Below are 19,783 nucleotides of genomic sequence, written 5' to 3' on the forward strand. Positions count from 1 at the left end.
GAGGCTCTCTTCGAGCGGTTCCCCGAGCACCGGGTGGAGGTGCTGGGTGGTGAGGTGTCGGTCGACCCGTTGCCGGACGGGCGGCATGCCCGGGCAGTCGTTCACCCTGCCCGGGACGTCGGTGGCACTGAACGTGGACGAGCTCTTCTCCTAACCCACCGCCGTCGGCAGGGTCAGCCTCCCGTCGTGGACTTCGGCGATCTGGTCGACGGCCGTGAGGTGGGTGCGGTCGTGGGTGACCAGGACGGTGGCGGTGGCCCTTCGGTGGGTGAGTTCCGTGATCAAGTCCAGGACGGCGGCGCCGCGTTCGTGGTCGAGGGCACTGGTGGGTTCGTCCACCAGCAGGACCGTGGGGTCGTTCATCAGGGCGCGGGCGATGTTGACGCGCTGGCGCTGGCCGCCTGAGAGCTGGTGCGGGCGGCGGGCGGCCTGGTCGCGCAGGCCGACGGCGTCCAGCAGGTCCAGGGCGCGGGGGAGGGCTTCGCGCGGCGGGCGGCCGTCGAGGTGGGCCATCACCTGGAGTTGTTCGGCGGCGGTGAGCGAGGGAAGCAGGTTGGCCTGCTGGAAGACGACGCCGATCCTGGTGCGGCGCAGCGCGGTGAGGTCGGCCCGGCTGAGGCCCGTGGTGTCGGTGCCGTCGATGACGACCTGCCCGGAGTCCGGGGTGATCAGGGTGGCGGCCACCGCCAGCAGGCTGGACTTGCCGGAGCCGGACGGGCCGACGACGGCGGTGATGGTGCCCTTGGGGACGGTCAGCGAGACGTCGTCGAGGGCGGTGAGCCGGCCGTCGCCGTCCGGGTAGGTGAGGGTGATGCGGTCGAGCAGGAGACTCATCGGGCGCTCCCCAGGGCGGTCAGCGGGTCGACGGAGGTGATCCGGCGGATGGACAGGGCCGCGCCGACCGCGCCGAGGGCGATCATGACGGTGGCGGGCAGCAGGACGGTCGGGGCGTCCAGGACGAAGGGGACGGCGGAGCCGACCAGCGCCCCCAGGCCCGCCGCGATCGCCGTGCCCAGCAGGGTGCCGAGCACGAGCAGCAGGACGGCCTGGCCCAGCGCGTCGCGCAGCAGGTAGCGGGTGGAGGCGCCGAGGGCCTTGAGGACGGCGATGTCGCCGCTGCGCTGGATCGTCCAGACGGTGAAGAACGCGCCGATCACCAGCGCCGAGATGGCGAACAGGAAGCCGCGCATCAGCTGGAGGGAGCCGTTCTCCGAGGTGTAGGAGCCGATCGCGGCGAGGGCGTCGTCGCGGGTGCGGGTCACGGTGCCCTGGTGGGTGTCGGCGGCGGCGAGGTCGGCGCCCTTCGCGGTGGTGAGCGCGATGACGGTGGCGTGGCCGGTGCCGCCGGGGGCGAACCGCTGCCAGTCGGTGAGGCTGGTCCAGATCACCGGGGTGTGGCTGTACGCGGCGTCGCCGTCGACGGCCGCGACCCGCAGCGGGTGCCCGGCCAGGGTGAAGTCGGCGCCGGCGGTGAGGCCGCCCAGGTTCTCGGCGGCGGTCTTCGACAGCACCGCCCGGCCGGGGGCGATCAGGGTGCCCTGCGGGGCGAGCCCGGAGCTGTCCGGGACGCCGAAGGCGGAGAGCGCGGCGGTGCGGGTGCCGGCGGCGGCCTTGGTGGTGGTGATGCCGATGGGCTGGGCGGAGGTGACGCCCGGCTCGCGGGACCAGGCCTGCCACTGCTCGGGGGTGACCTGGGAGTCGGTGAAGGACAGCTGCTGTCCGTCGGCTGGCTTGGAGAACACCAGGTGATCGGCGGGCAGGCCGGTGATCGCGGAGATGTTCTGGCGGCCGAGGCCGGCGGTCAGACCGGACAGCAGGCCGACCAGGACGGTGATCAGGACGATGACGGTCCCCATCAGGGCGAACCGCCCCTTGGCGAACCTCAGGTCCCTCCAGGCGACGAACACGGTGGGCCTTCCTCTGCGCAGGTGTTTTCCGACGTTCCCACCGTCGTGGACGGTACGGCCCTGCGGCATCGCGCCGGGGATTGCATCCTGGGCATCAAAGGGCAGAAGCCGAGTTCAACCTTTTGATTGATGCCGAGCCCCGCGAACGGAACTTAGGCTGGACGGATGGCGACCGAACGATCCAGAACCACCCCCGTCGCCCGCGTCCTCCAGGTCTGCCTGCACCTGCTCGTAGCGGGCCTCCTCGCGCTCGCCGTCGCCCGGTCCGCCTTCACCGGCCACGGCGCCGACCACGGCGGCGACCCGGCCGCCGTCGCCGCCGCGGCCACCGCGATGGGCGCCGTCTACGCCGTCGGACCGCAGCTGGCCGCCGTCCGCCGCTCGCGCCGGGCGGCCGCGCTCTGGCTGGCACTGCTCGGCGTCACCTGGGCGGGCGTGCTGGTCGCCACCCAGGACGGGGTCTGGCTGGCGTTCCCGCTGTACTTCCTGGAACTGCACCTGCTCGGGCGGCGCGGCGGGCCCGTGGCCGTCGGGCTGACCGCCGTCGCGGCGATCGCCGCATGGTCCTGGCACCAGCACAGCTTCAGCCTCGCCGCCGCCATCGGGCCCGCCCTCGGCGCGGCCGTCGCCACCGCCACCGTGCTCGGCTACCAGGCGCTCTACCGGGAGAGCGAAGAACGGCGCCGGCTGATCGACGAACTCACCGCCGCCCGCGCCGACCTCGCCGCCGCCCACCACACCGCCGGCGTGCTGGCCGAACGCGAACGCCTCGCCCGCGAGATCCACGACACCCTCGCGCAGAGCCTCAGCTCCATCCAACTGCTGCTGCGGGCCGCCCAACGGGCCCTGCCCGAGCGCACCGAAGCCGCCGCCGGATACGTCGAGCAGGCGCGGCAGGCCGCTCAGGACAACCTGGACGAGGCCCGGCGCTTCGTCCGCGCGCTCACCCCGCCCGCACTGGACAGCGACCCGCTGCCGGTCGCGCTGGAACGGCTGTGCGCGACGACGACGGCGCACGGCGCGCTGCCCGTCCACCTGCACGTCTCCGGCGACCCGGTCCGGCTGCCGGCCGCGCAGGAGGTCGCGCTGCTGCGGATCGCACAGTCGGCGCTCGGCAACACCGTCCGGCACGCGAAGGCCTCGCGGGCCGAAGTGACACTCAGCTACATGGAGGGCGAGGTGGCGCTCGACGTGTTCGACGACGGGGCCGGATTCGACCCGGCGGCGGTCGCGGGCCGCACCGGCGCGGACGGCGGATTCGGGCTGCCCTCGATGCGGGCCCGGGCGCGGACGCTCGGCGGCACCTTCACGGTGGAGTCGGCGCCCGGAGAGGGGACGGCGGTGGCCGTGCAACTGCCCGTCGGGCCGGTCGTTCCCGGAGCGGAGGAGGCGACGTGATCCGGCTGCTGATCGCCGACGACCACCCCGTCGTGCGCGCCGGGCTACGGGCGGTACTGGAGAGCGAACCGGACTTCGCGATCGTCGCGGAGGCGGCGACCGCCGAACGGGCCGTCGAACTCGCCGCGAAAGCCGGCGTCGACGTGGTGCTGATGGACCTGCAGTTCGGGCCCGGCTCGGCGATGAACGGCGCACAGGCCACCGCGGCGATCACCGCCCGCGCGGGCGCGCCACGCGTCCTGGTCGTCACCACGTACGACACCGACGCCGACACCCTGCCCGCCCTGGAAGCGGGCGCCACCGGGTACCTGCTGAAGGACGCGCCGCCCGAGGAACTGGCCCAGGCCGTACGGGCGGCCGCCGCCGGACGCTCCGCACTGGCGCCCAGCGTCGCGGACCGGCTGCTGGAACGGATGCGGACACCCGCGGCGGCGCTCAGCGCGCGGGAGACCGAAGTGCTGGGGCTGGTCGCCGACGGGCTGACCAACCAGCAGATCAGCCAGCGGCTGCACCTGAGCCAGGCCACGGTGAAGTCGCACCTGGTGCACATCTACACCAAGTTGGGGGTCGACTCGCGCACGGCGGCGGTGCGGGAGGCGCGGGGGCGCGGGCTGATCCGATAGGGACCGCGGCGGCCGGTCCGCCGAGCGTAGGGTGGGAAACGGTCCGTGCCCGCAGCAGTGTGAGGAGCCCCGATGGCCGTGCGTCTCGACGAGCTTGCCGTACCGGTGATCGCCGCGCCGATGGCGGGCGGGGCCTCCACCCCGGAGCTGGTGGCCGCGGTGAACCGGGCCGGCGGGCTCGGGTTCCTCGCCGCGGGGTACAAGAGCGCCGCGGCGATGTGCGAACAGATCGCGCTGGTACGCAAGTCGAGCGACCGGCCGTACGGGGTGAACCTCTTCGTCCCGGCACCGCCCGGGGATCCGGCGGCCGTCGCCGCCTACCGCGAGCGGCTGCGGCCCGAAGCCGAGCGGTGGGGGGTGGCACTGCCGGAGGAGATCGGGCCGGACCGGGACGACTGGGAGGCCAAGCTCGCCGCGCTGCTCGCCGACCCGGTGCCGGTGGTCTCGTACACCTTCGGGCTGCCGACGGCGGAGGAGGCCGCCGCACTGCGGGCCGCCGGGACGCTGCAGGTCGGCACCGTCACCACGCCGGAGGAGGCGCGGGCGGCGGAGGCGGCCGGCATGGACGCGCTGTGCGTGCAGGGCCCGGAAGCGGGCGGGCACCGGGGCACCCACCGGATCGCGGACGTGCCGGGGGAGACGCCGCTGCTCGAACTGCTGCCCGCCGTAGGGGAGGTGACGGCGCTGCCGCTGATCGCCGCCGGCGGGCTCGGCGACGGCGCGGCGATCGCGGCGGCACTGCGGGCCGGGGCGGTCGCGGTGCAGCTGGGGACGGCCCTGCTGCGCTCCGACGAGTCCGGCGCCTCGGCCGCGCACCGGGCGGCGCTCACCGAACTCCCGGAGACGACCGTCACCCGCGCCTTCACCGGCCGTCCCGCTCGCGGCCTGCGCAACGCCTTCATCGACCGCCACGGCCGGTACGCCCCGCCCGCCTACCCCGAGGTCCACCACCTCACCGCCCCGCTCCGCACCGCCGCCACCCGCCGCGCCGACACCACGGCCATGCACCTCTGGGCCGGTACGGCCCACCACCTGGCCCGCTCCGGCCCGGCGGAGCAGATCGTGGCGCAGCTGTGGCAGGGCGCGCAGGGGTAGCGCGCCCAGCGCGCGCCGGACGGGGCGTGTTGTCCCTCGCCGGGGTGGATTAGGAGGGAACGTACGCGGTAGCGCATAAGACACAACTCAATGTGGCCGCATGTGGGAGATCACGCCCGTACGACGAGTCGATTCCTCTGGCGGAGAAGCGTTACGCGGGCTACGTCGAGGAGCAACGGAACGGAGCGCGCCGATGAAGGGGCGCAGTTGGACCGAGGTGCAAGCCGAGGTCATGAAGCGGTTTCCCGAGCTGGCGACGCCGGAGGCGGAGGCGAGGCGGGTGCAGGTTCGCCAGGAGATGCTTGCTCAGGTTCGGGGGTATGAGCTTGCGGAGATGCGGCGCAAGGCCGGACTCACGCAGAAGCACGTGGCTGAACTGCTCGGGGTGAGCCAGGCGCGGGTGTCGCAGATCGAGCACGGGCAGGTGGACAGCCTGGACAATCTGCGGGCGTATGCCGCTGCCATCGGCGGCGAGGTGGAGGTCACCGTTCGGCAGGGGGAGCGGACGATCAAGGTGGCTTGATCGTCCGCCCTGGCCGTAGGTGGTCAGCTCAGGAGGGCCGCCATCCATGACTCGATGTCCTTGACCGTCCTCGGGAGGGCGTTCGACATCAGGTGGGCGCCGTCCGGGGTGATCACCAGGTCGTCCTCGATGCGGATGCCGAGGCCGCGGAGTTCGAGGGGGAGGGTTTCGTCGTCGGGTTGGAGGTAGAGGCCGGGTTCGACGGTGAGGACCATGCCCTCTTCGAGGGTGCCGTCGAGGTAGCGGTCGGCGCGGGACTTGGCGCAGTCGTGGTAGTCGAGGCCGAGCATGTGGCCGCTGCCGCAGAGGGTGTAGCGGCGGTAGAGGCCGTTGTCCTCGGCGAGGGCCTGGTCGGCGGGGATGCGCAGGATGCCCCAGTCGGCGAGGCCTTCGGCGATGACGCGCATGGCGGCGCGGTGGAAGTCGCGGAAGCGGGCGCCGGGGCGTAGGGCGGCGATGCCGGCGCTCTGGGCGGCGAGGACGAGTTCGTAGGCCTGGCGTTGGGCGGGGGTGAAGGTGCCGCTGAGCGGGAGGGTGCGGGTGATGTCGGCGGCGTAGAGGGTGTCGGTTTCGACGCCGGCGTCCAGCAGGAGCAGGGCGTTCGGGTCGAGGGCGCCGTCGTTGCGGATCCAGTGCAGGACGCAGGCGTGGGCGCCGGTGGCGGCGATGGTGGTGTAGGCGGTGCCGTTGCCTTCGGCGCGGGCGCGCAGGTCGAAGACGCCTTCGATCCAGCGTTCGCCGCGGTGGTGGCGCAGCGCGGTGGGCAGGGCGCGGACGACGTCTTCGAAGCCGGTGACGGTGTGGTCGACGGCGAGTTGCAGCTGCCCGATTTCCCACTCGTCCTTGACCAGGCGCAACTCGGAGAGGACAGCGGCGAGTTCGCCGTCCTCGTGGGAGGCGGTGCGCCGCCCGGTGGTCTCGTCGACCAGGGCGTCGGTGCCCGCCAGGACCCGGGTGGGCGGCTGGGGGCCGGAGAGCAGTTTGCCGAGGTCGTCGAGGTGTTCGGTGCGTATCCCGGTGAGCCGGGCGGCTTCGGCGAGGTCGGGTCGGGGGCCGACCCAGAACTCGCCGTAGCGGCGGTCGCGGTAGAACTCGCCGCCGTCGCGCGGGGAGCGGGGGCGCAGGTAGAGGATCGGCTCGTGGCCTTCGGGGCCGGCGGGTTCGAGGACGAGGACGTGGTCGGCCTGGTCCTCGCCGGTGAGTCCGGTGAGCCAGACGTACGCGCTGTGCGGGCGGAAGCGGTGGTCGAGGTCGTTGCAGCGCACCTTGAGCCGGCCGGCCGGGATGATGAGCCGTTCGCCGGGGAAGGCGGCACAGAGGCGGGCGCGGCGGCCGGGGAAGCGGTCGTGGCCGGGGACGCGGCGGTCGGTGGGGAGCGGGGTGGGGGCCCAGCGGGTGCCCATGAAGGCGGCGAGGGCGGGGGAGACCGGGAGGTCGTGGCTCCCGGTGTTGAGGCCGGTCCGGGGGAGGGTCACCGGTGAACTCCTTGGCTGGACTGGGGAGATGTGCGGCAGGGGGCGCGCACGGACACAGCTCGGTAACGGGTGGCGTCACCTCTTGTGCAGTGCAATTTCACATTACTATGTTACGGGTCACACAGCGGAGCGGCCGGATCAGGCCCCCCACAGCGGAGTTGCAACATGACCAGGCGCACCCACGCCGCCCTCGCGGCGGCCCTCGCGGCGACCCTCACCCTCGGCCTCGGGGCCTGCAAGAACGACAAGAGCGACAGTGGCGGTGACGCGGCCGGGCCTTCGAACAGTCAGGGCCCGGGCGCGGCGTCCGGTTCGATCGTCGGCGGCACCCCGGCCAAGGGGGGCACCCTCACCGTCCTCACCAACCAGGACTTCGCCCACCTCGATCCGGCCCGCAACTGGGTGGTGCCGCACATGGACTTCGGCACCCGGCTGATCTACCGCACGCTGACCACCTTCAAGTCCGAGCCGGGCGCCGCGGGCAGCGAGATCGTCCCGGACCTCGCCACCGACCTGGGCAAGTCCGCCGAGGGCGGCAAGGTGTGGACCTTCACCCTGAAGGACGGCCTCAAGTACGAGGACGGCAGCCCGATCAAGTCCGCCGACATCAAGTACAACGTCGAGCGCTCCTTCTCGCCGGACCTCACCGGCGGCCCCGACTACGCGATCCAGTACCTGGCGGGCGGCGAGAACTACAAGGGCCCGCTGAACGGCGAGCACCTGGCGAGCATCGAGACGCCGGACGACAGGACGATCGTCTTCCACCTGAAGCGCCCGGTCGCCGAGTTCTCGGACACCGTCACCCTGCCGACCTTCTCCCCGGTGCCGCAGTCCCAGGAGAAGGGCACCCAGTACGACTCGCGGCCGTTCTCCTCCGGCCCGTACAAGATCGAGACCTACGACCGCGGCAAGCAGCTGGTCCTGGTCCGCAACACCAACTGGGAGCAGGGCACCGACACCGTCCGCAAGGCGTACCCGGACAAGATCGTGGTCACGCAGGGCATCAAGGGCGGCCAGGCCGACGACCGGATCATCGCCAGTGACGGCGCCGACGCCAACGCCATCGACATGCCCTGGATGCAGCACGAGAGCGTCGCCAAGGTGCTGCCCAAGGCGGACGTCAAGTCCCGCATGGTGGCGGAGCAGACCGGCTGCACCGACATGCTGTACATGAACACCGCCAAGGCCCCCTTCGACGACCCGAAGGTGCGCGAGGCGATGATGTGGGCGGTCGACCGCGAGGCGCAGGTGACGGCGTTCGGCGGCCCGGCGGTGACCGACGTGGCGACCTCCTACCTGCCGCCGTCGCTGACCGGCGGAGTCAAGGCCGACCCGCTGAAGGTCCCGGTGGCCGGTGACCCGGAGAAGGCCAAGGACCTGCTGAAGGCGGCGGGCAAGACCGACCTCAAGGTCGCGATCACCGTCTCGCTCGGCGACAAGACCCGGGCCGAGGCGATCCAGCAGTCGCTGGCCAAGGTCGGCGTCCAGGTCACCGTCAACACCGTGGACCCGTCCGCCTTCGCCGACACCATCGGCGACCTCAAGAACGCCCCCGAGCTGACCATCAACGGCTGGTGTCCCGACTACCCGTCCGCCGCGACCTTCTTCCCGTTCCTGTTCGACGGACGGACCCTCAAGGAGAAGGGCAACCAGGGCAACTACAGCCAGTTCAAGGACCAGGCCACGATGGACCGGATGGACCAGATCGCGGCCATGACGGACGTCAGCGAGGCCAACAAGGCCTGGCAGCAGCTGGACCAGGACCTGATGGCTAAGGCCCCGGCCGTCCCGCTGATGTGGCAGCGCCGCCCCCTGCTGGTGGGCACCAACGTGGCCGGCGCGTTCGGCAACTCCGGCTACGCCGGCATGATCGACCTCGCCGTGGTCGGCCTCAAGGACCCCGCCAAGGGCAAGGGCTGAGGGGCCGGCACCGATGAGTACCACCACCCCTTCGGGAGCCGAAGGCCGCGCGGGTGTCGACGGTGACGAGCGACAGGCGAGCGCAGCCAGTGCCGGAGCGCGGAGCGTCGACGCCGGATCAGGAGCGGCCGGAGCCGAGCGAAGTGTTGCAGAGCCCGCCGCCGTGGCCGGTGCCACGGCGGCGGGCGCCGCGAAGACCGCCGGGCGCGGGCCCTGGCGGCTGGTCTGGGACCAGCTGTGGGCCAAGGGCTCGGCCCGGTTCGGGCTGATCACGGTCGGCGTGCTGATCCTGGCCGCCGCGCTGGCCGGTCCGCTGAGCTCGCTCGGCGGCTGGACCCCCGAGGAGTTCGACAAGCGCGCCATCGACCCGTACCTGGGCGGCCTGCCCCGGGGCGACTTCGGCGGCATCAGCAGCCGGCACTGGCTGGGCGTCGAGCCGATCACCGGGCGCGACCTGTTCGCCCGGGTGCTGCACGGCGGGCAGGTGTCCCTGCTGATCGCCTTCACCGCGACCGCCGTCGTCGTGATCGCCGGCACCCTGGCCGGCATCGCGGCCGGCTACTTCGGCGGCCGCACCGACACGCTGCTGTCCCGGCTGATGGACCTCACGATGTCCTTCCCCTCGCTGATCTTCATGATCGCGATGATGTCGGTGGCCAAGGACGTCAACCGGATCCTGCTGATCACCCTGGTGATCGGGCTGTTCACCTGGCCCGGCATCGCCCGCGTGGTCCGCGGCCAGACCCTGTCGCTCAAGCACCGCGAGTACGTCGAGGCCGCCAAGGTCGGCGGCGCCCGGTCCTGGCGGATCCTCACCCGGGAGATCCTGCCCAACGTCTCCGGGCCGATCATCGCCTACACCACGCTGCTCATCCCCGGCATGATCGCCACCGAGGCCGCGCTCAGCTACCTCGGCGTGGGCGTCCGCCCGCCGACCCCGTCCTGGGGCCAGATGATCGCCGAGAGCATCGTCCACTACGAGACCGACCCGACCTACTTCCTGATCCCGACCGCCTTCCTGTTCCTCGCCGTGCTCGCCTTCACCCTCCTCGGGGACACGCTGCGCGACATCCTCGACCCCCGGGGAGGCCGGTCGTGATCCTCTACCTCGGCCGCCGACTGCTCGGCGTGGTGGGCATCCTGCTCGCCATTTGCGCCATCACCTTCACCATCTTCTACCTGCTGCCCAACGACCCGGCCGCGGCAGCCTGCGGCAAGACCTGCAGCCCCGAGCGGCTCGCCGACGTCAAGGCGGCGATGGGCCTGGACAAGCCGATCTGGGACCAGTTCCTCGCCTACCTCGGCGGCATCTTCGCCGGCCGCGACTACGGCTCCGGGCCCAGCACCGTGCACTGCGGCTTCCCGTGCCTCGGCTACTCCTACGAGTACGGGCTGCCGGTGTGGGACCTGCTGACCGACCGGCTGCCGGTCTCCATCTCGCTGGCCCTCGGCGCGGCCGTGCTCTGGCTGGTCCTCGGCCTCGGCGCGGGCATCACCTCGGCGCTGCACAAGGGCAGGCCGCTCGACCGGACACTGATGGTGTTCTCGGTCGGCACCGCCTCGCTGCCGGTCTACTTCACCTCGATCATGCTGATCTGGGGCGTCGTCAGGACGGCCGGGCTGCTGCCCTACCCGGCCTACCACCAGTTCACCGAGAACCCCCTCGCGTGGGCCTCCAACCTGCTGCTGCCGTGGACCGCCCTGGCCCTGCTGTACGCGGCGATGTACGCCCGGCAGAGCCGCAACTCGATGATCGAGGCGATGGCCGAGCCGTACATCCGCACCGCCCGGGCCAAGGGGCTGCCGCCGCGGACGGTCACGGTCAAGCACGGGCTGCGCTCCGCGATGACGCCGATCCTCACCATCTTCGGCATGGACCTCGGCGGCCTGCTGGCCGGCGCCGTCATCACCGAGTCCATCTTCGGCCTGCCCGGCGTCGGCCGGCTGTTCTACGACGGCCTGGGCCGCTCCGACCAGCCCGTCATCCTCGGCGTCACCCTGCTCGCGGCGTTCTTCATCGTCGCGGCGAACCTGCTGGTCGACCTGCTCTACGCGTTCGTCGACCCGAGAGTGAGGTACTGATGACCAGCCTGTTGGAGGTCGACGACCTCAGGGTCGCCTTCGACACCCCGCGCGGCACCGTGCGGGCGGTGGACGGCATCTCCTTCGCCGTCGAGGCCGGCCGCACCCTCGGCCTGGTCGGCGAGTCCGGCAGCGGCAAGTCCGTCACCTCGCTCGCCGTCATGGGCCTGCACCGCGGCGCCGCCGTCACCGGCTCGATCCGGCTGCACGGGCAGGAGCTGAACGGGCTCGGGGAGAAGGAACTGGGCACCGTCCGGGGCCGCCGGATCGCGATGATCTTCCAGGACCCGCTGTCCAGCCTGCACCCCTTCTACACCGTCGGCGAGCAGATCGCCGAGCACTACCGGGTGCACTTCAAGGCCAACCGCAGGGCGGGCCGGGCCCGCGCGGTGGAGATGCTCACCGAGGTCGGCATCCCCGAGCCGGCCCGCCGGGTCGACGAGTACCCGCACCAGTTCTCCGGCGGCATGCGCCAACGTGTCATGATCGCCATGGCGCTCGCCTGCGAGCCCGAGCTGCTGATCGCCGACGAGCCCACCACGGCGCTCGACGTCACCGTCCAGGCGCAGATCCTCGACCTGATCGCCCGGATCCAGCAGGAGCGCGGCCTCGGCGTCGTGATGATCACCCACGACCTCGGCGTGGTCGCCCGGGTCGCCCACGAGGTCCTGGTCATGTACGGCGGACGGGCGGCCGAACAGGCCCCGGTGGACCGGCTGTTCGCGCAACCCGCACACCCGTACACCCGCGGTCTGCTGGACTCGCTGCCCCGCCTGGACGACACCGACGACGCCCCGCTGCGGGCCATCCCCGGCACCCCGCCGTCGCTGATCGCCCCCGCCACCGGCTGCTCCTTCGCCCCGCGCTGCGCCCGCACCACCGCCGCGTCCGCCGAGGAACACGCCCGCTGCCTGGCCGATCGACCCGTGTTCGGCCCGCTCACTCCCGGCCACCAGGCCGCCTGCCACCTGCCGCTGGTGCCGGAAGGGGTGCTGTGATGGCCGATGCCGCGATGACCGATCCTGCGATGACCGATCCTGCGACGGCCGATGCCGTGCCGACCGGTCCGCTGCTGTCCGTACGGGACCTGGTGAAGACCTTCCCCGGCCGGCGCAGCCGCACCGGGCGGCCCGGTGCGCCGGTCCGGGCCGTGGACGGGGTCAGCTTCGACGTCGTCGCGGGGGAGACGCTCGGCCTGGTCGGCGAGTCCGGCTGCGGCAAGTCCACCACCGGCCGGATGATCGTCCGCCTGCTCGACCCGACCTCGGGCACCGTCACCTTCGACGGCACCGAGATCGGCGGGCTCTCCCAGGCCCGGCTGCGCCCGCACCGGCGGGACCTGCAGATGGTCTTCCAGGACCCGTACTCCTCGCTCAACCCCCGGCAGACGGTGTCCCGGATCATCTCCGAGCCGTTGCTGGTCCAGGGCGAGAGCGCGACGGCCGCGCGCAAGCGGGCCGCCGAACTGATGGAACTGGTCGGGCTGATCCCCGAGCACCTGGACCGCTACCCGCACGAGTTCTCCGGCGGCCAGGCGCAGCGCATCGGCATCGCCCGCTCGCTGGCCACCTCGCCGCGGCTGGTGATCGCCGACGAGCCGGTCTCCGCGCTGGACGTGTCCATCCAGGCCCAGGTGGTCAACCTGATGGAGCGGCTCCAGCGGGAGCTCGGACTGGCGTACGTGTTCATCGCGCACGACCTGTCGGTGGTCAAGCGGGTCTGCGACCGGGTCGCCGTGATGTACCTGGGCCGGATCGTCGAGATCGGCGACAAGGCCGAGGTGTACGGCAGCCCCGCGCACCCGTACACCAGGGCGCTGCTGTCCGCCGTACCGCTGCCGGACCCGGAGGCCGAGCGGACCCGGGAACGGATCGTGCTGCTCGGCGACCCGCCGAGCCCGGCCGACCCGCCGCCCGGGTGCACCTTCCACCCGCGCTGCCCCAAGGCGCAGGACCTGTGCCGGACGGAGCGGCCGCTGCTGCAGATCGCCGGCCCGGGCACCCGGCAGGCGGCCTGCCATTTCCCGGAGGTGTGAGCCGGGACTTCCCGGAGATGTGATCCGGGCATCCAGACCCCCGGTCGGACGCGGCGGGGAACCTTACGAGGGCCGCGTCCGACCGGGTTCCAACCGATCCCCGGCTCTCACTCCTCGGGCAGCAGGAGGCGCGGGCCGGGGCCCTCGGCGGCCAGCTCGTCGCCGGGGTTGAGCACCCGGCAGCGGCGCAGCGACACGCAGCCGCAGCCGATGCAGCCGGTCAGCTCGCCCTCCAGCCGCTCCAGTTCGATCCGGCGGGCGCGGAGCTGCTCGGCCCAGCGGAGCGAGATGCGCTCCCAGTCGTGTTTGCCGGGCATCCGGTCCTCCGGGAGGCCGGTGAAGACCTCGGCGACCTCGCTGAGCGGGATGCCGAGCCGCTTGGCGACCAGGATGAGCGAGATCCGGCGCAGCACGTGCCGGCGGTAGCGGCGCTGGTTTCCGGCCGACCGCTCGGAGGAGATCAGTCCCTGCTCCTCGTAGAAGCGCACCGCCGAGGTGGCGATCCCGGCCCGCCGGGCCACCTCGCCGACGCTCAGCAGGTCGACGGGCGCGGTGGTCATGTCTCCTCCGCGGTGGTCATGGCGACTCCTTGACTTCAAGTTCTCTTGAAGTCTCAGCGTACCGGACGTGGCCGAATCATCTGCCGTGAGGAACGGTACAACCGTTGCCCAGCCGCACAGTTACCCAACGGAGTCGCCGTCCGACGGGGCCTCCGGCGGGTGGCGCGAACTCTTCTCCCGCTGTGCTGCCGGGCGGCGGCCTGGTCATCCTGCGCGCGGACAGCCCGGTCGGCTCGGCCCGGTACATGACCTTCGGGATCGCCGCGATCACCGTGCTCGGCGTAGCCACGGCCACGGCCGCGGCCGCGCCCACCGCCCGCCGCCTCGGGCGGTGATCGGACGCGGACCGGCCCCGGATCCCTTTGTCGGGGGATCCGGGGCCTTCGTCATGCGCGGCGCTGGAGGCCGCGGTTCGGGATGTTGCCGTTCGGGACGTTGCCGTTCGGGAGGTCGAGGCTCAGGAGGCCGGGCCCACCCGGACGGTGGTGATCCGCCCGCCCTGGGACTCCCGGACGACCTCGATCTTCGTGTCGGTGTCCGGCACCTTCACCGTCAGCTGCGGCGTGGCCGGGTCGGCGTACACCCCGGTGTGGTCGTTGAACACCGGGACGGCCGGCTCGGCCGGGATCCGCACCGCGACCCCGCCCTTGTGCAGGGTGAACGGGGTGGTCGGCCTGAGGGAGAAGGTGGCGTCGAAGGTCTGCGCCCGCCCGTTGACCAGGGTCCCGTCGGCGAAGCGGATCGGCGCCGGGTGGGCGTCGATCGGCAGGATCAGCCCGCCGCCGGGGTGGTCCTTGGTGTTGTTGTCGCCGTACGAGGTGTCCCAGAGCCAGAGCAGGACGCCTTCCTGGTACGGGTAGTTGTCGACGACGTTGGCCTTGCCGGTGACGCCGGTGTAGCCGAAGTTGTACGGGCCGGTCTTCAGGAACGCCCCGTAGCCGGTGTAGCGGCGGTTCTCGGCGATGTAGGCGCGCGGGTGCTGCTTGACGGCGGTGCGGCCGGTGATGGCCGTGAAGCCGCTGGCCGTCCAGCCGCCGGCCCCGTTCTCGGCGCCGTCGGCGAACAGCTCGGTGCCCCCGGCGGTGGCCTTCACGGCGTCCACCAGGACGCCCCTGCCGTGGGTGTTGCCGTCCGAGGTGGCGTGGAAGCGCAGCCGGACCTGCTGGCCGAGGTAGCCGTCCAGCGGGATGTGCAGCTTCCGGTACGTGCCGGAACTGCCGCTCAGCCCGGGGGTGTTGGCGCTGGTGTTGCCGATCGGGGCGCCGTCCACGGTGCCGCCCAGGGCGGTCCAGTGCTTGCCCTGGTCGGTGGAGGCCTCGACGGTCAGGAAGTCGTAGTCCTGCTCGGTGTCGTACCAGGCCGCGGCGTCCAGCGCGGCCGGTCCGGTGGCGGTGCGCAGGTCGACGTCCCGGGCGAGGGAGTTGTCGAGGTTGTCGCCGGTGTCGCTCCACCACTGCTTGGAGCCCTCGTACGGGTCGGCGAGGTCGGTGCTGGTGGTGCCGTCCGGCAGGTGGACCAGGACCGCCTGCGCCTGGTCGGTGTTGTAGCTGCTCACCCCGAGGGCGTGGCTGGAGCGGGTGGCGGCCTGCGCCTCGTCGTAGTTGAGCCAGCCGAACTGCAGCTTGCTCCAGGCGTCGAGGTCGCCCGGGTAGCCGCCGGTGGTGTTGGGGCCCTTGCCCAGGTACGAGCCGGAGGACATCAGCGACCAGAAGTTGACGCTGTTGTCGCCGCCGGTGGTGCTGTACAGGTCGGGCAGGCCGAGGTTGTGGCCGTACTCGTGGGCGAACAGGCCGACGCCGCTGTTCTCGCCGCCCTGGACGTAGTCGTAGACGTAGAGGCCGGTGTCGCCGACGGGCGCGCCGCCGATCTTGTCGCCGTCCGGGCCGGTCTGCCCGGTCGCGTCCGGGAAGGCCCAACTGCGGTGTGCCCACAGCGCGTCGGTGCCCTGTGCGCCGCCGCCCCAGGTCTCGTCCACGCCGGCGTGCACGACGATGACGTTGTCCAGGTAGCCGTCGGGCTGGTTGAACTCGCCGTCCTTGTCGTGGTCGTAGCGGTCGTAGACGTCGTACTGGGCGAGCTGCGCCTTGATGTCGGCGGACGAGCGGCCCTTGGCGACCTCGCCGTCGAACCAGGCCTTCACGGCGTCCCGGACGAACTCCTGGGCCTCGGTCCAGGCGCCGGAGCCCTGCGGGCCCTTGTTGCTGCCGTAGCGGGCCTCGTTGTACGGGACGGTGACCCAGTCGCTGACCGTGCCCTCGACGTCGTACCGGCCGGAGGACTGGGTGCGGTAGTAGTTGCGCATCGACACGGCGCCGGGCGCGTCGTCGAAGAACATCTTCTGGTAGTACGTGCGGTCGAAGTCCGGCGACCACAGGGTGTGGTTGTCGTCCTTGCCCGGCTTGGGGATCTGGTCGTGGCGCGGGCCGGGGGTGCCGCCGTAGCGGGGCTGGCCGTTCCACTGGGTGGAGTTGTCCACCTCGTCGCCGAACTGGGCGAGGATCACGAAGACCTTGTCCGTGCGCTGGTGCGCCAGTTGGACGTAGTCGTTGCCGACCTTCACCTTCGCCGGGGCCCGCTTGTCGGCGGTCTTGGCGACGGCGCCCTTGTTGAGCTGCTCCAGGGCCTTGCTGCGGAGCGCCTGGCGCTCGCGCTCCTGGGGGACGAGCGGTGCGGGCGGGGCCTCGGCGCCCTGTGCGGCGGCGTCGGAGGCCGCGGCGGCGGTGACGGTGAGGGGGGTCGGGGGAGCGGCTTGGGCGGGGGTGCCCAGCAGGGTGGCCGCTATCGCGCTCGTGGTGAGCGCTGCTGCGAGGGCCGCGGACAGTCTGCGCAACTGACCGGTCCTTTCCGGGGGATGGGGTGCTTCGGATCATCGGTCGATGAAGCGCAGGTAATATTTCACATGTCACGGGTCACGTGGAAGGGGTCCGGGGCAAGCGAAAGGGGCGCCGCACCCGCAGGTGCGACGCCCCTTTCCGTGACGTCCTGTCTAGCCGTTGCCGAAGTCCAGCGCCAGGCTGAACGCCACCAGTGCCGCGAACACCGCCGCCAGGGTGGCCGGCCCGGCGGCGGACAGTGCCACCACGGCCACGCCGAGCAGGACCAGTTTCAGCACCAGCCGGGCGGCGAGCGGCAGTTCGACCTTCGCCCGGCGCTCGGCCAGGAACACGTCCCAGACCGCCCGGGCCGCGGCCGGGATGCCGAGCCCCAGCAGCAGCCGCAGGCCCAGGCTGTCGCCGGTCCTGAACCCCCAGTAACAGAGCGCCGCCAGGCTCGCGAGCTGCACCCCGAAGCCGAGTTCGGTGCCGGCCCTGGCCAGCGACCTGCGCAGCCGCCGCTCCGTCGGGCCGGGTCCGTCGATCGTCATCCGCGCGCTCTCCCCGCCTCGGTCCCGGCCTCGATCCCGGCCCCGATCCCCGCCTCGATCCTCGCGCCGTCCGCCGCCGGGGCCGCCGCCGGGACCGGACGGCGGACAGGCGGAGGGCTGCTCCAGCGGAGTGTCCCAGCCCGGTCGGGCGAACTCAACGGATCCTCCCGCGGCTGCCGGTCCGATGCCTCCCACCTGCCGGTCCGTCAACGGCGTTGCCGTCAGCGGGTGCTGTACTCGACGGTCACGCTGACCACCACCAGCACGCCGTACACCACCGCGAGGGTGGTCCGCCCGGTGGCGTACAGCGCGAGCGCGGCCGTGCCGAGCGTCAGCAGCTTGAGGACGATCTCGGCGGGCAGCGGGAGCCGGTACTTCGGCCCGCCCGCGGCCAGGAACAGGCCCCAGACGAGGGCGGCCAGGGCCGGTGCGCCGAGCCCCAGCAGAAGCCGGGTGCCCAGGTCGGACCCGGTCTTGAAGCCCCAGTAGCAGAGCGCCGCCAGCATGGCGAGCTCCAGCCCGAAGGCGAGGCCGGCGTTGCCGGCGGTCAGCGGGGTCCACTGCCGCTGTCCGACCGGGCCGGGTCTGTCGATCTTCATTTCGCGCTCTCCCCGTTCCACTGCTCCGCCCGGGCCGGGCGGCGACCACGCGGAGTGTCGCAGTCCGGCCCGGGCGGCGCAATGGACAGACCCGAACGGGTCACCCCAAGGAGGCCCGGAGGAAGGAGAGTTCGGCCCGGGTCAGCTGCTCGTTCATCCCGTCCGGAGTCATGTGGGTGACGCCCGGCAGCGGCAGCACCGTGTGCGGGCGGCCGGCCTTGGTGAGGGCCTGGGAGAGCAGCAGGGTGTGCGAGGGGTGGACGTTGTCGTCGGCCAGCCCGTGGATCAGCAGCAGCGGCCTGGTCAGCGCGGGCGCGTCGGCGAGCAGGCAGTCGCCGGCGTAGCCCTCGGGGTTGTCCTGCGGCAGGCCGAGGTAGCGCTCGGTGTACGCGGTGTCGTACTGCCGGAAGTCGGTGGGCGGGGCGCCCGCGCAGGCGGCGTGGAAGACGTCCGGGCGGCGCAGCACCGCGAGCGCGGCGAAGTAGCCGCCGTACGACCAGCCGCGCACGGCGACCCGGCCGAGGTCGAGGTCCGGGTGGTGCGCGGCGAGCGCGTGCAGGGCGTCGACCTGGTCGTCCAGGGCGGCCTGGGAGAAGCGGCGGAAGATCGCCCGGGTGAAGTCCGGGGAGACGAACGGGGTGCCGCGGTTGTCGGTGGTGACCACGGCGAAGCCCTGGTCGGCCCACCACTGGCGGAGCTGCCAGCGGCGCGGCTCGGCGGCCACGGCCTGGTAGCCGGGCCCGCCGTAGATGTCCAGCAGGACGGGCAGCCGGCGGCCGGGGCCGTGCTCGCGCGGGTAGACGACGGCGGTCGGCAGGCCGCGTTCGGTGACCCGGGCGAGCCGCGGGCTGACCCGGTACGGCAGCGCGGCGCTGAGGTCGGTGAGCGGCAGCCCGGCGCTGAGGTCGGTGAGCGCCCGCTCGCCGCCGTCGCGCAGGACGCGGCGGCGGATCCCGTCGGCGGTGGCCGAGGTGAGGACCAGGGTGTCGGCGGCGGCAAGGGCGGAGTGCGTGCCGGGGCCGGTGGTGAGGGGCTCGGGCGCGCCGCCGTCCGGGTCGATCAGGTGGACGTACTGGTCTGCGGGGTCGCCCTGGCCGGTCTCGCAGAGCAGTCGGCCGCGCAGCAGTCCGACCACCCGGCGGATCTGCAGCCCGGTGGTGTCCAGCGGCTTGCCGTCCAGGGCGAGGCCGCGGGCCTGCGGGGTGTCGTGGACGGTGAGCAGTCGGCCGTCGGCCAGTCGGCCGGGGGTTCCGGGCAGGTCGTCGACCCAGAACTCGTCGGTGGTGCGGGAGAGTTCGCGGGTCGCGCCGGTGGCCGGGTCGGCGCTGAGGAGCAGCACGTTCTGCTGCAGCCGGTCGGCGACGGTGAGCAGCACCTCGTGGTCGGAGGCCCAGGAGGCGGCGCAGAGGTACGGGAACCCGTCGGTGTCCCAGCGCAGCCGGACCCGGCCGCCGTCGAGGCCGAGGACCCAGAGCTGGACGTCCGCGTTGGGGCCGCCGGCCTGCGGGTAGGCGAAGTCCTCGGGGGCCTCGGCGGGGCGGGCCGGGTCGGCGAAGTAGCGCCGGGGGAGGGCGGATTCGTCCACCCGGGCGGCCAGCAGCGCGCCACCGTCCGGGCGCCACCAGTGGCCCCGGGCACGGCCGAGCTCCTCGGCGGCGGCGAACTCGGCCACGCCCCAGCGGGCGCCGTCAGCGGGGGAGAGCGGTTCGAGGCCGGGGGTGACGTACAGGGCGTCGTCGGCGACGTAGGCGACGCGCTGGCCGGTGGCGTCCGGCCGGGGGTCGAACGCGGGCCCGGCGACCGGGAGTTCGTCGCTGGTGGCGGCGGCGGTGTCGGTGCGGAACAGCCGGCCGTCGAGGGTGAAGACGGCGATCGCGAGGTCGGCGGTGGCCGCGTACGAGCCGATCCCGGCGGCGACCAGCCGGGTGCGCTCGCGCAGCCGGCGCTCGACGGTCGGCAGGTCGTCGCGGCGGCCGGTGCGGCCGGGCAGCAGTGCGGCCGGGTCGGCGACCGTCCGCTCCTCGCCGGTGGCGGTGTCGAGCAGGTGGAGGCGGTCGACCGGATCCTCGGGACCGTTCGAGCGGAGCAGCAGCAGCCGGGTACCGTCCTCGGCGAGGGTGTACGCGCGCGGTGCGCCGAAGGTGAACCGGCCGGTACGGGCGCTGAGGGCAAGGAAGGCGTCGGTGATGGTCACGGCCCGAT

18 protein-coding genes are annotated in these 19,783 nt (G+C 72.8%); 10 read left to right on the plus strand and 8 right to left on the minus strand.

The window, feature by feature from the left end; all coding sequences use genetic code 11:
• Positions 1-150: 150 nt before the first annotated feature.
• Positions 151-834: an ABC transporter ATP-binding protein gene (locus ACZ52R_RS13005; RefSeq protein WP_465753457.1), complete on the minus strand. Its 684-nt coding sequence runs from the start codon at positions 832-834 to the stop codon at positions 151-153.
• Entirely contained in the window at positions 831-1,907 is a 1,077-nt protein-coding gene (locus ACZ52R_RS13010) for an ABC transporter permease (protein ID WP_465753458.1), read from the minus strand. The genes ACZ52R_RS13005 and ACZ52R_RS13010 overlap by 4 nt, the downstream gene beginning before the upstream one ends.
• 165 nt (positions 1,908-2,072) lie before the next feature.
• Between ACZ52R_RS13010 and ACZ52R_RS13015 the strand changes: the two genes are divergently transcribed.
• The 4 genes from ACZ52R_RS13015 (at position 2,073) to ACZ52R_RS13030 (ending at position 5,546) form a co-directional block, all read left to right on the plus strand.
• Positions 2,073-3,305, plus strand: coding sequence for a sensor histidine kinase (locus ACZ52R_RS13015; protein WP_465616912.1), 1,233 nt, complete (start codon positions 2,073-2,075; stop codon positions 3,303-3,305).
• Positions 3,302-3,928: a response regulator transcription factor gene (locus tag ACZ52R_RS13020; protein WP_465616914.1), complete on the plus strand. Its 627-nt coding sequence runs from the start codon at positions 3,302-3,304 to the stop codon at positions 3,926-3,928. The genes ACZ52R_RS13015 and ACZ52R_RS13020 overlap by 4 nt, the downstream gene beginning before the upstream one ends.
• A 72-nt stretch (positions 3,929-4,000) precedes the next feature.
• Positions 4,001-5,023: a nitronate monooxygenase gene (locus tag ACZ52R_RS13025; RefSeq protein ID WP_465661789.1), complete on the plus strand. Its 1,023-nt coding sequence runs from the start codon at positions 4,001-4,003 to the stop codon at positions 5,021-5,023.
• 193 nt (positions 5,024-5,216) lie between these two features.
• Positions 5,217-5,546, plus strand: coding sequence for an XRE family transcriptional regulator (locus tag ACZ52R_RS13030; RefSeq protein WP_465753459.1), 330 nt, complete (start codon positions 5,217-5,219; stop codon positions 5,544-5,546).
• 23 nt (positions 5,547-5,569) lie between these two features.
• Here ACZ52R_RS13030 and ACZ52R_RS13035 read toward each other — a convergent pair whose 3' ends face one another.
• Positions 5,570-7,021 carry an aminopeptidase P family protein gene (locus ACZ52R_RS13035; RefSeq protein WP_465753460.1) on the minus strand — a complete coding sequence of 484 codons (1,452 nt, stop codon included), beginning with the start codon at positions 7,019-7,021 and terminating at the stop codon, positions 5,570-5,572.
• A gap of 165 nt (positions 7,022-7,186) precedes the next feature.
• On the opposite strand from ACZ52R_RS13035, the gene ACZ52R_RS13040 reads away from it, so the two are divergent.
• The 5 genes from ACZ52R_RS13040 (at position 7,187) to ACZ52R_RS13060 (ending at position 13,058) form a co-directional block, all read left to right on the plus strand.
• Positions 7,187-8,941 (plus strand): ABC transporter substrate-binding protein, encoded by a 1,755-nt coding sequence (locus ACZ52R_RS13040; protein WP_465753461.1) that lies wholly within the window; start codon positions 7,187-7,189, stop codon positions 8,939-8,941.
• 163 nt (positions 8,942-9,104) lie between these two features.
• Complete coding sequence (locus ACZ52R_RS13045) at positions 9,105-10,040, plus strand: ABC transporter permease (protein ID WP_465616922.1); 936 nt, start codon at positions 9,105-9,107, stop codon at positions 10,038-10,040.
• Positions 10,037-11,023, plus strand: coding sequence for an ABC transporter permease (locus ACZ52R_RS13050; protein WP_360498317.1), 987 nt, complete (start codon positions 10,037-10,039; stop codon positions 11,021-11,023). The genes ACZ52R_RS13045 and ACZ52R_RS13050 overlap by 4 nt, the downstream gene beginning before the upstream one ends.
• Positions 11,023-12,021 carry an ABC transporter ATP-binding protein gene (locus tag ACZ52R_RS13055; protein WP_465753462.1) on the plus strand — a complete coding sequence of 333 codons (999 nt, stop codon included), beginning with the start codon at positions 11,023-11,025 and terminating at the stop codon, positions 12,019-12,021. Before ACZ52R_RS13050 ends, ACZ52R_RS13055 begins: the two co-directional genes overlap by 1 nt.
• Before the next feature lie 14 nt (positions 12,022-12,035).
• Entirely contained in the window at positions 12,036-13,058 is a 1,023-nt protein-coding gene (locus tag ACZ52R_RS13060; protein ID WP_465753521.1) for an ABC transporter ATP-binding protein, read from the plus strand.
• A 107-nt stretch (positions 13,059-13,165) separates the two neighbouring features.
• On the opposite strand, the gene soxR is transcribed toward ACZ52R_RS13060, so the two are convergent.
• Positions 13,166-13,618, minus strand: coding sequence for a redox-sensitive transcriptional activator SoxR (gene soxR / locus ACZ52R_RS13065; protein ID WP_360498321.1), 453 nt, complete (start codon positions 13,616-13,618; stop codon positions 13,166-13,168).
• Positions 13,619-13,800: 182 nt separating this feature from the next.
• Between soxR and ACZ52R_RS13070 the strand changes: the two genes are divergently transcribed.
• Positions 13,801-13,953 carry a hypothetical protein gene (locus ACZ52R_RS13070; RefSeq protein WP_465753463.1) on the plus strand — a complete coding sequence of 51 codons (153 nt, stop codon included), beginning with the start codon at positions 13,801-13,803 and terminating at the stop codon, positions 13,951-13,953.
• A 122-nt stretch (positions 13,954-14,075) separates the two neighbouring features.
• Here the strand turns inward: ACZ52R_RS13070 and ACZ52R_RS13075 are convergent, their stop codons facing one another.
• The 4 genes from ACZ52R_RS13075 to ACZ52R_RS13090 all read right to left on the minus strand — a co-directional run bounded on the left by ACZ52R_RS13075 (position 14,076) and on the right by ACZ52R_RS13090 (position 19,775).
• Positions 14,076-16,448, minus strand: a complete 2,373-nt coding sequence (locus tag ACZ52R_RS13075; RefSeq protein WP_465753464.1) for an immune inhibitor A domain-containing protein — start codon at positions 16,446-16,448, stop codon at positions 14,076-14,078.
• 156 nt (positions 16,449-16,604) lie between these two features.
• Positions 16,605-16,982 carry a DUF2568 domain-containing protein gene (locus ACZ52R_RS13080; protein ID WP_465753465.1) on the minus strand — a complete coding sequence of 126 codons (378 nt, stop codon included), beginning with the start codon at positions 16,980-16,982 and terminating at the stop codon, positions 16,605-16,607.
• Between the two features lie 221 nt (positions 16,983-17,203).
• Positions 17,204-17,581 carry a YrdB family protein gene (locus tag ACZ52R_RS13085; RefSeq protein ID WP_465616932.1) on the minus strand — a complete coding sequence of 126 codons (378 nt, stop codon included), beginning with the start codon at positions 17,579-17,581 and terminating at the stop codon, positions 17,204-17,206.
• Between the two features lie 100 nt (positions 17,582-17,681).
• Positions 17,682-19,775 (minus strand): S9 family peptidase, encoded by a 2,094-nt coding sequence (locus tag ACZ52R_RS13090; RefSeq protein ID WP_465616934.1) that lies wholly within the window; start codon positions 19,773-19,775, stop codon positions 17,682-17,684.
• Positions 19,776-19,783: the final 8 nt, after the last annotated feature.

The organism is Kitasatospora sp. NPDC034023 (assembly GCF_055575795.1).

Coding starts and splice junctions, on each gene's coding strand:
- ACZ52R_RS13005 (WP_465753457.1), bottom strand. CDS start 834: ATGAGTCTCCTGCTCGACCGCATCACCCTCACCTACCCGGACGGCGAC.
- ACZ52R_RS13015 (WP_465616912.1), top strand. CDS start 2,073: ATGGCGACCGAACGATCCAGAACCACCCCCGTCGCCCGCGTCCTCCAG.
- ACZ52R_RS13025 (WP_465661789.1), top strand. CDS start 4,001: ATGGCCGTGCGTCTCGACGAGCTTGCCGTACCGGTGATCGCCGCGCCG.
- ACZ52R_RS13030 (WP_465753459.1), top strand. CDS start 5,217: ATGAAGGGGCGCAGTTGGACCGAGGTGCAAGCCGAGGTCATGAAGCGG.
- ACZ52R_RS13040 (WP_465753461.1), top strand. CDS start 7,187: ATGACCAGGCGCACCCACGCCGCCCTCGCGGCGGCCCTCGCGGCGACC.
- ACZ52R_RS13055 (WP_465753462.1), top strand. CDS start 11,023: ATGACCAGCCTGTTGGAGGTCGACGACCTCAGGGTCGCCTTCGACACC.
- ACZ52R_RS13060 (WP_465753521.1), top strand. CDS start 12,036: ATGACCGATCCTGCGATGACCGATCCTGCGACGGCCGATGCCGTGCCG.
- soxR (WP_360498321.1), bottom strand. CDS start 13,618: ATGACCACCGCGCCCGTCGACCTGCTGAGCGTCGGCGAGGTGGCCCGG.
- ACZ52R_RS13080 (WP_465753465.1), bottom strand. CDS start 16,982: ATGACGATCGACGGACCCGGCCCGACGGAGCGGCGGCTGCGCAGGTCG.
- ACZ52R_RS13085 (WP_465616932.1), bottom strand. CDS start 17,581: ATGAAGATCGACAGACCCGGCCCGGTCGGACAGCGGCAGTGGACCCCG.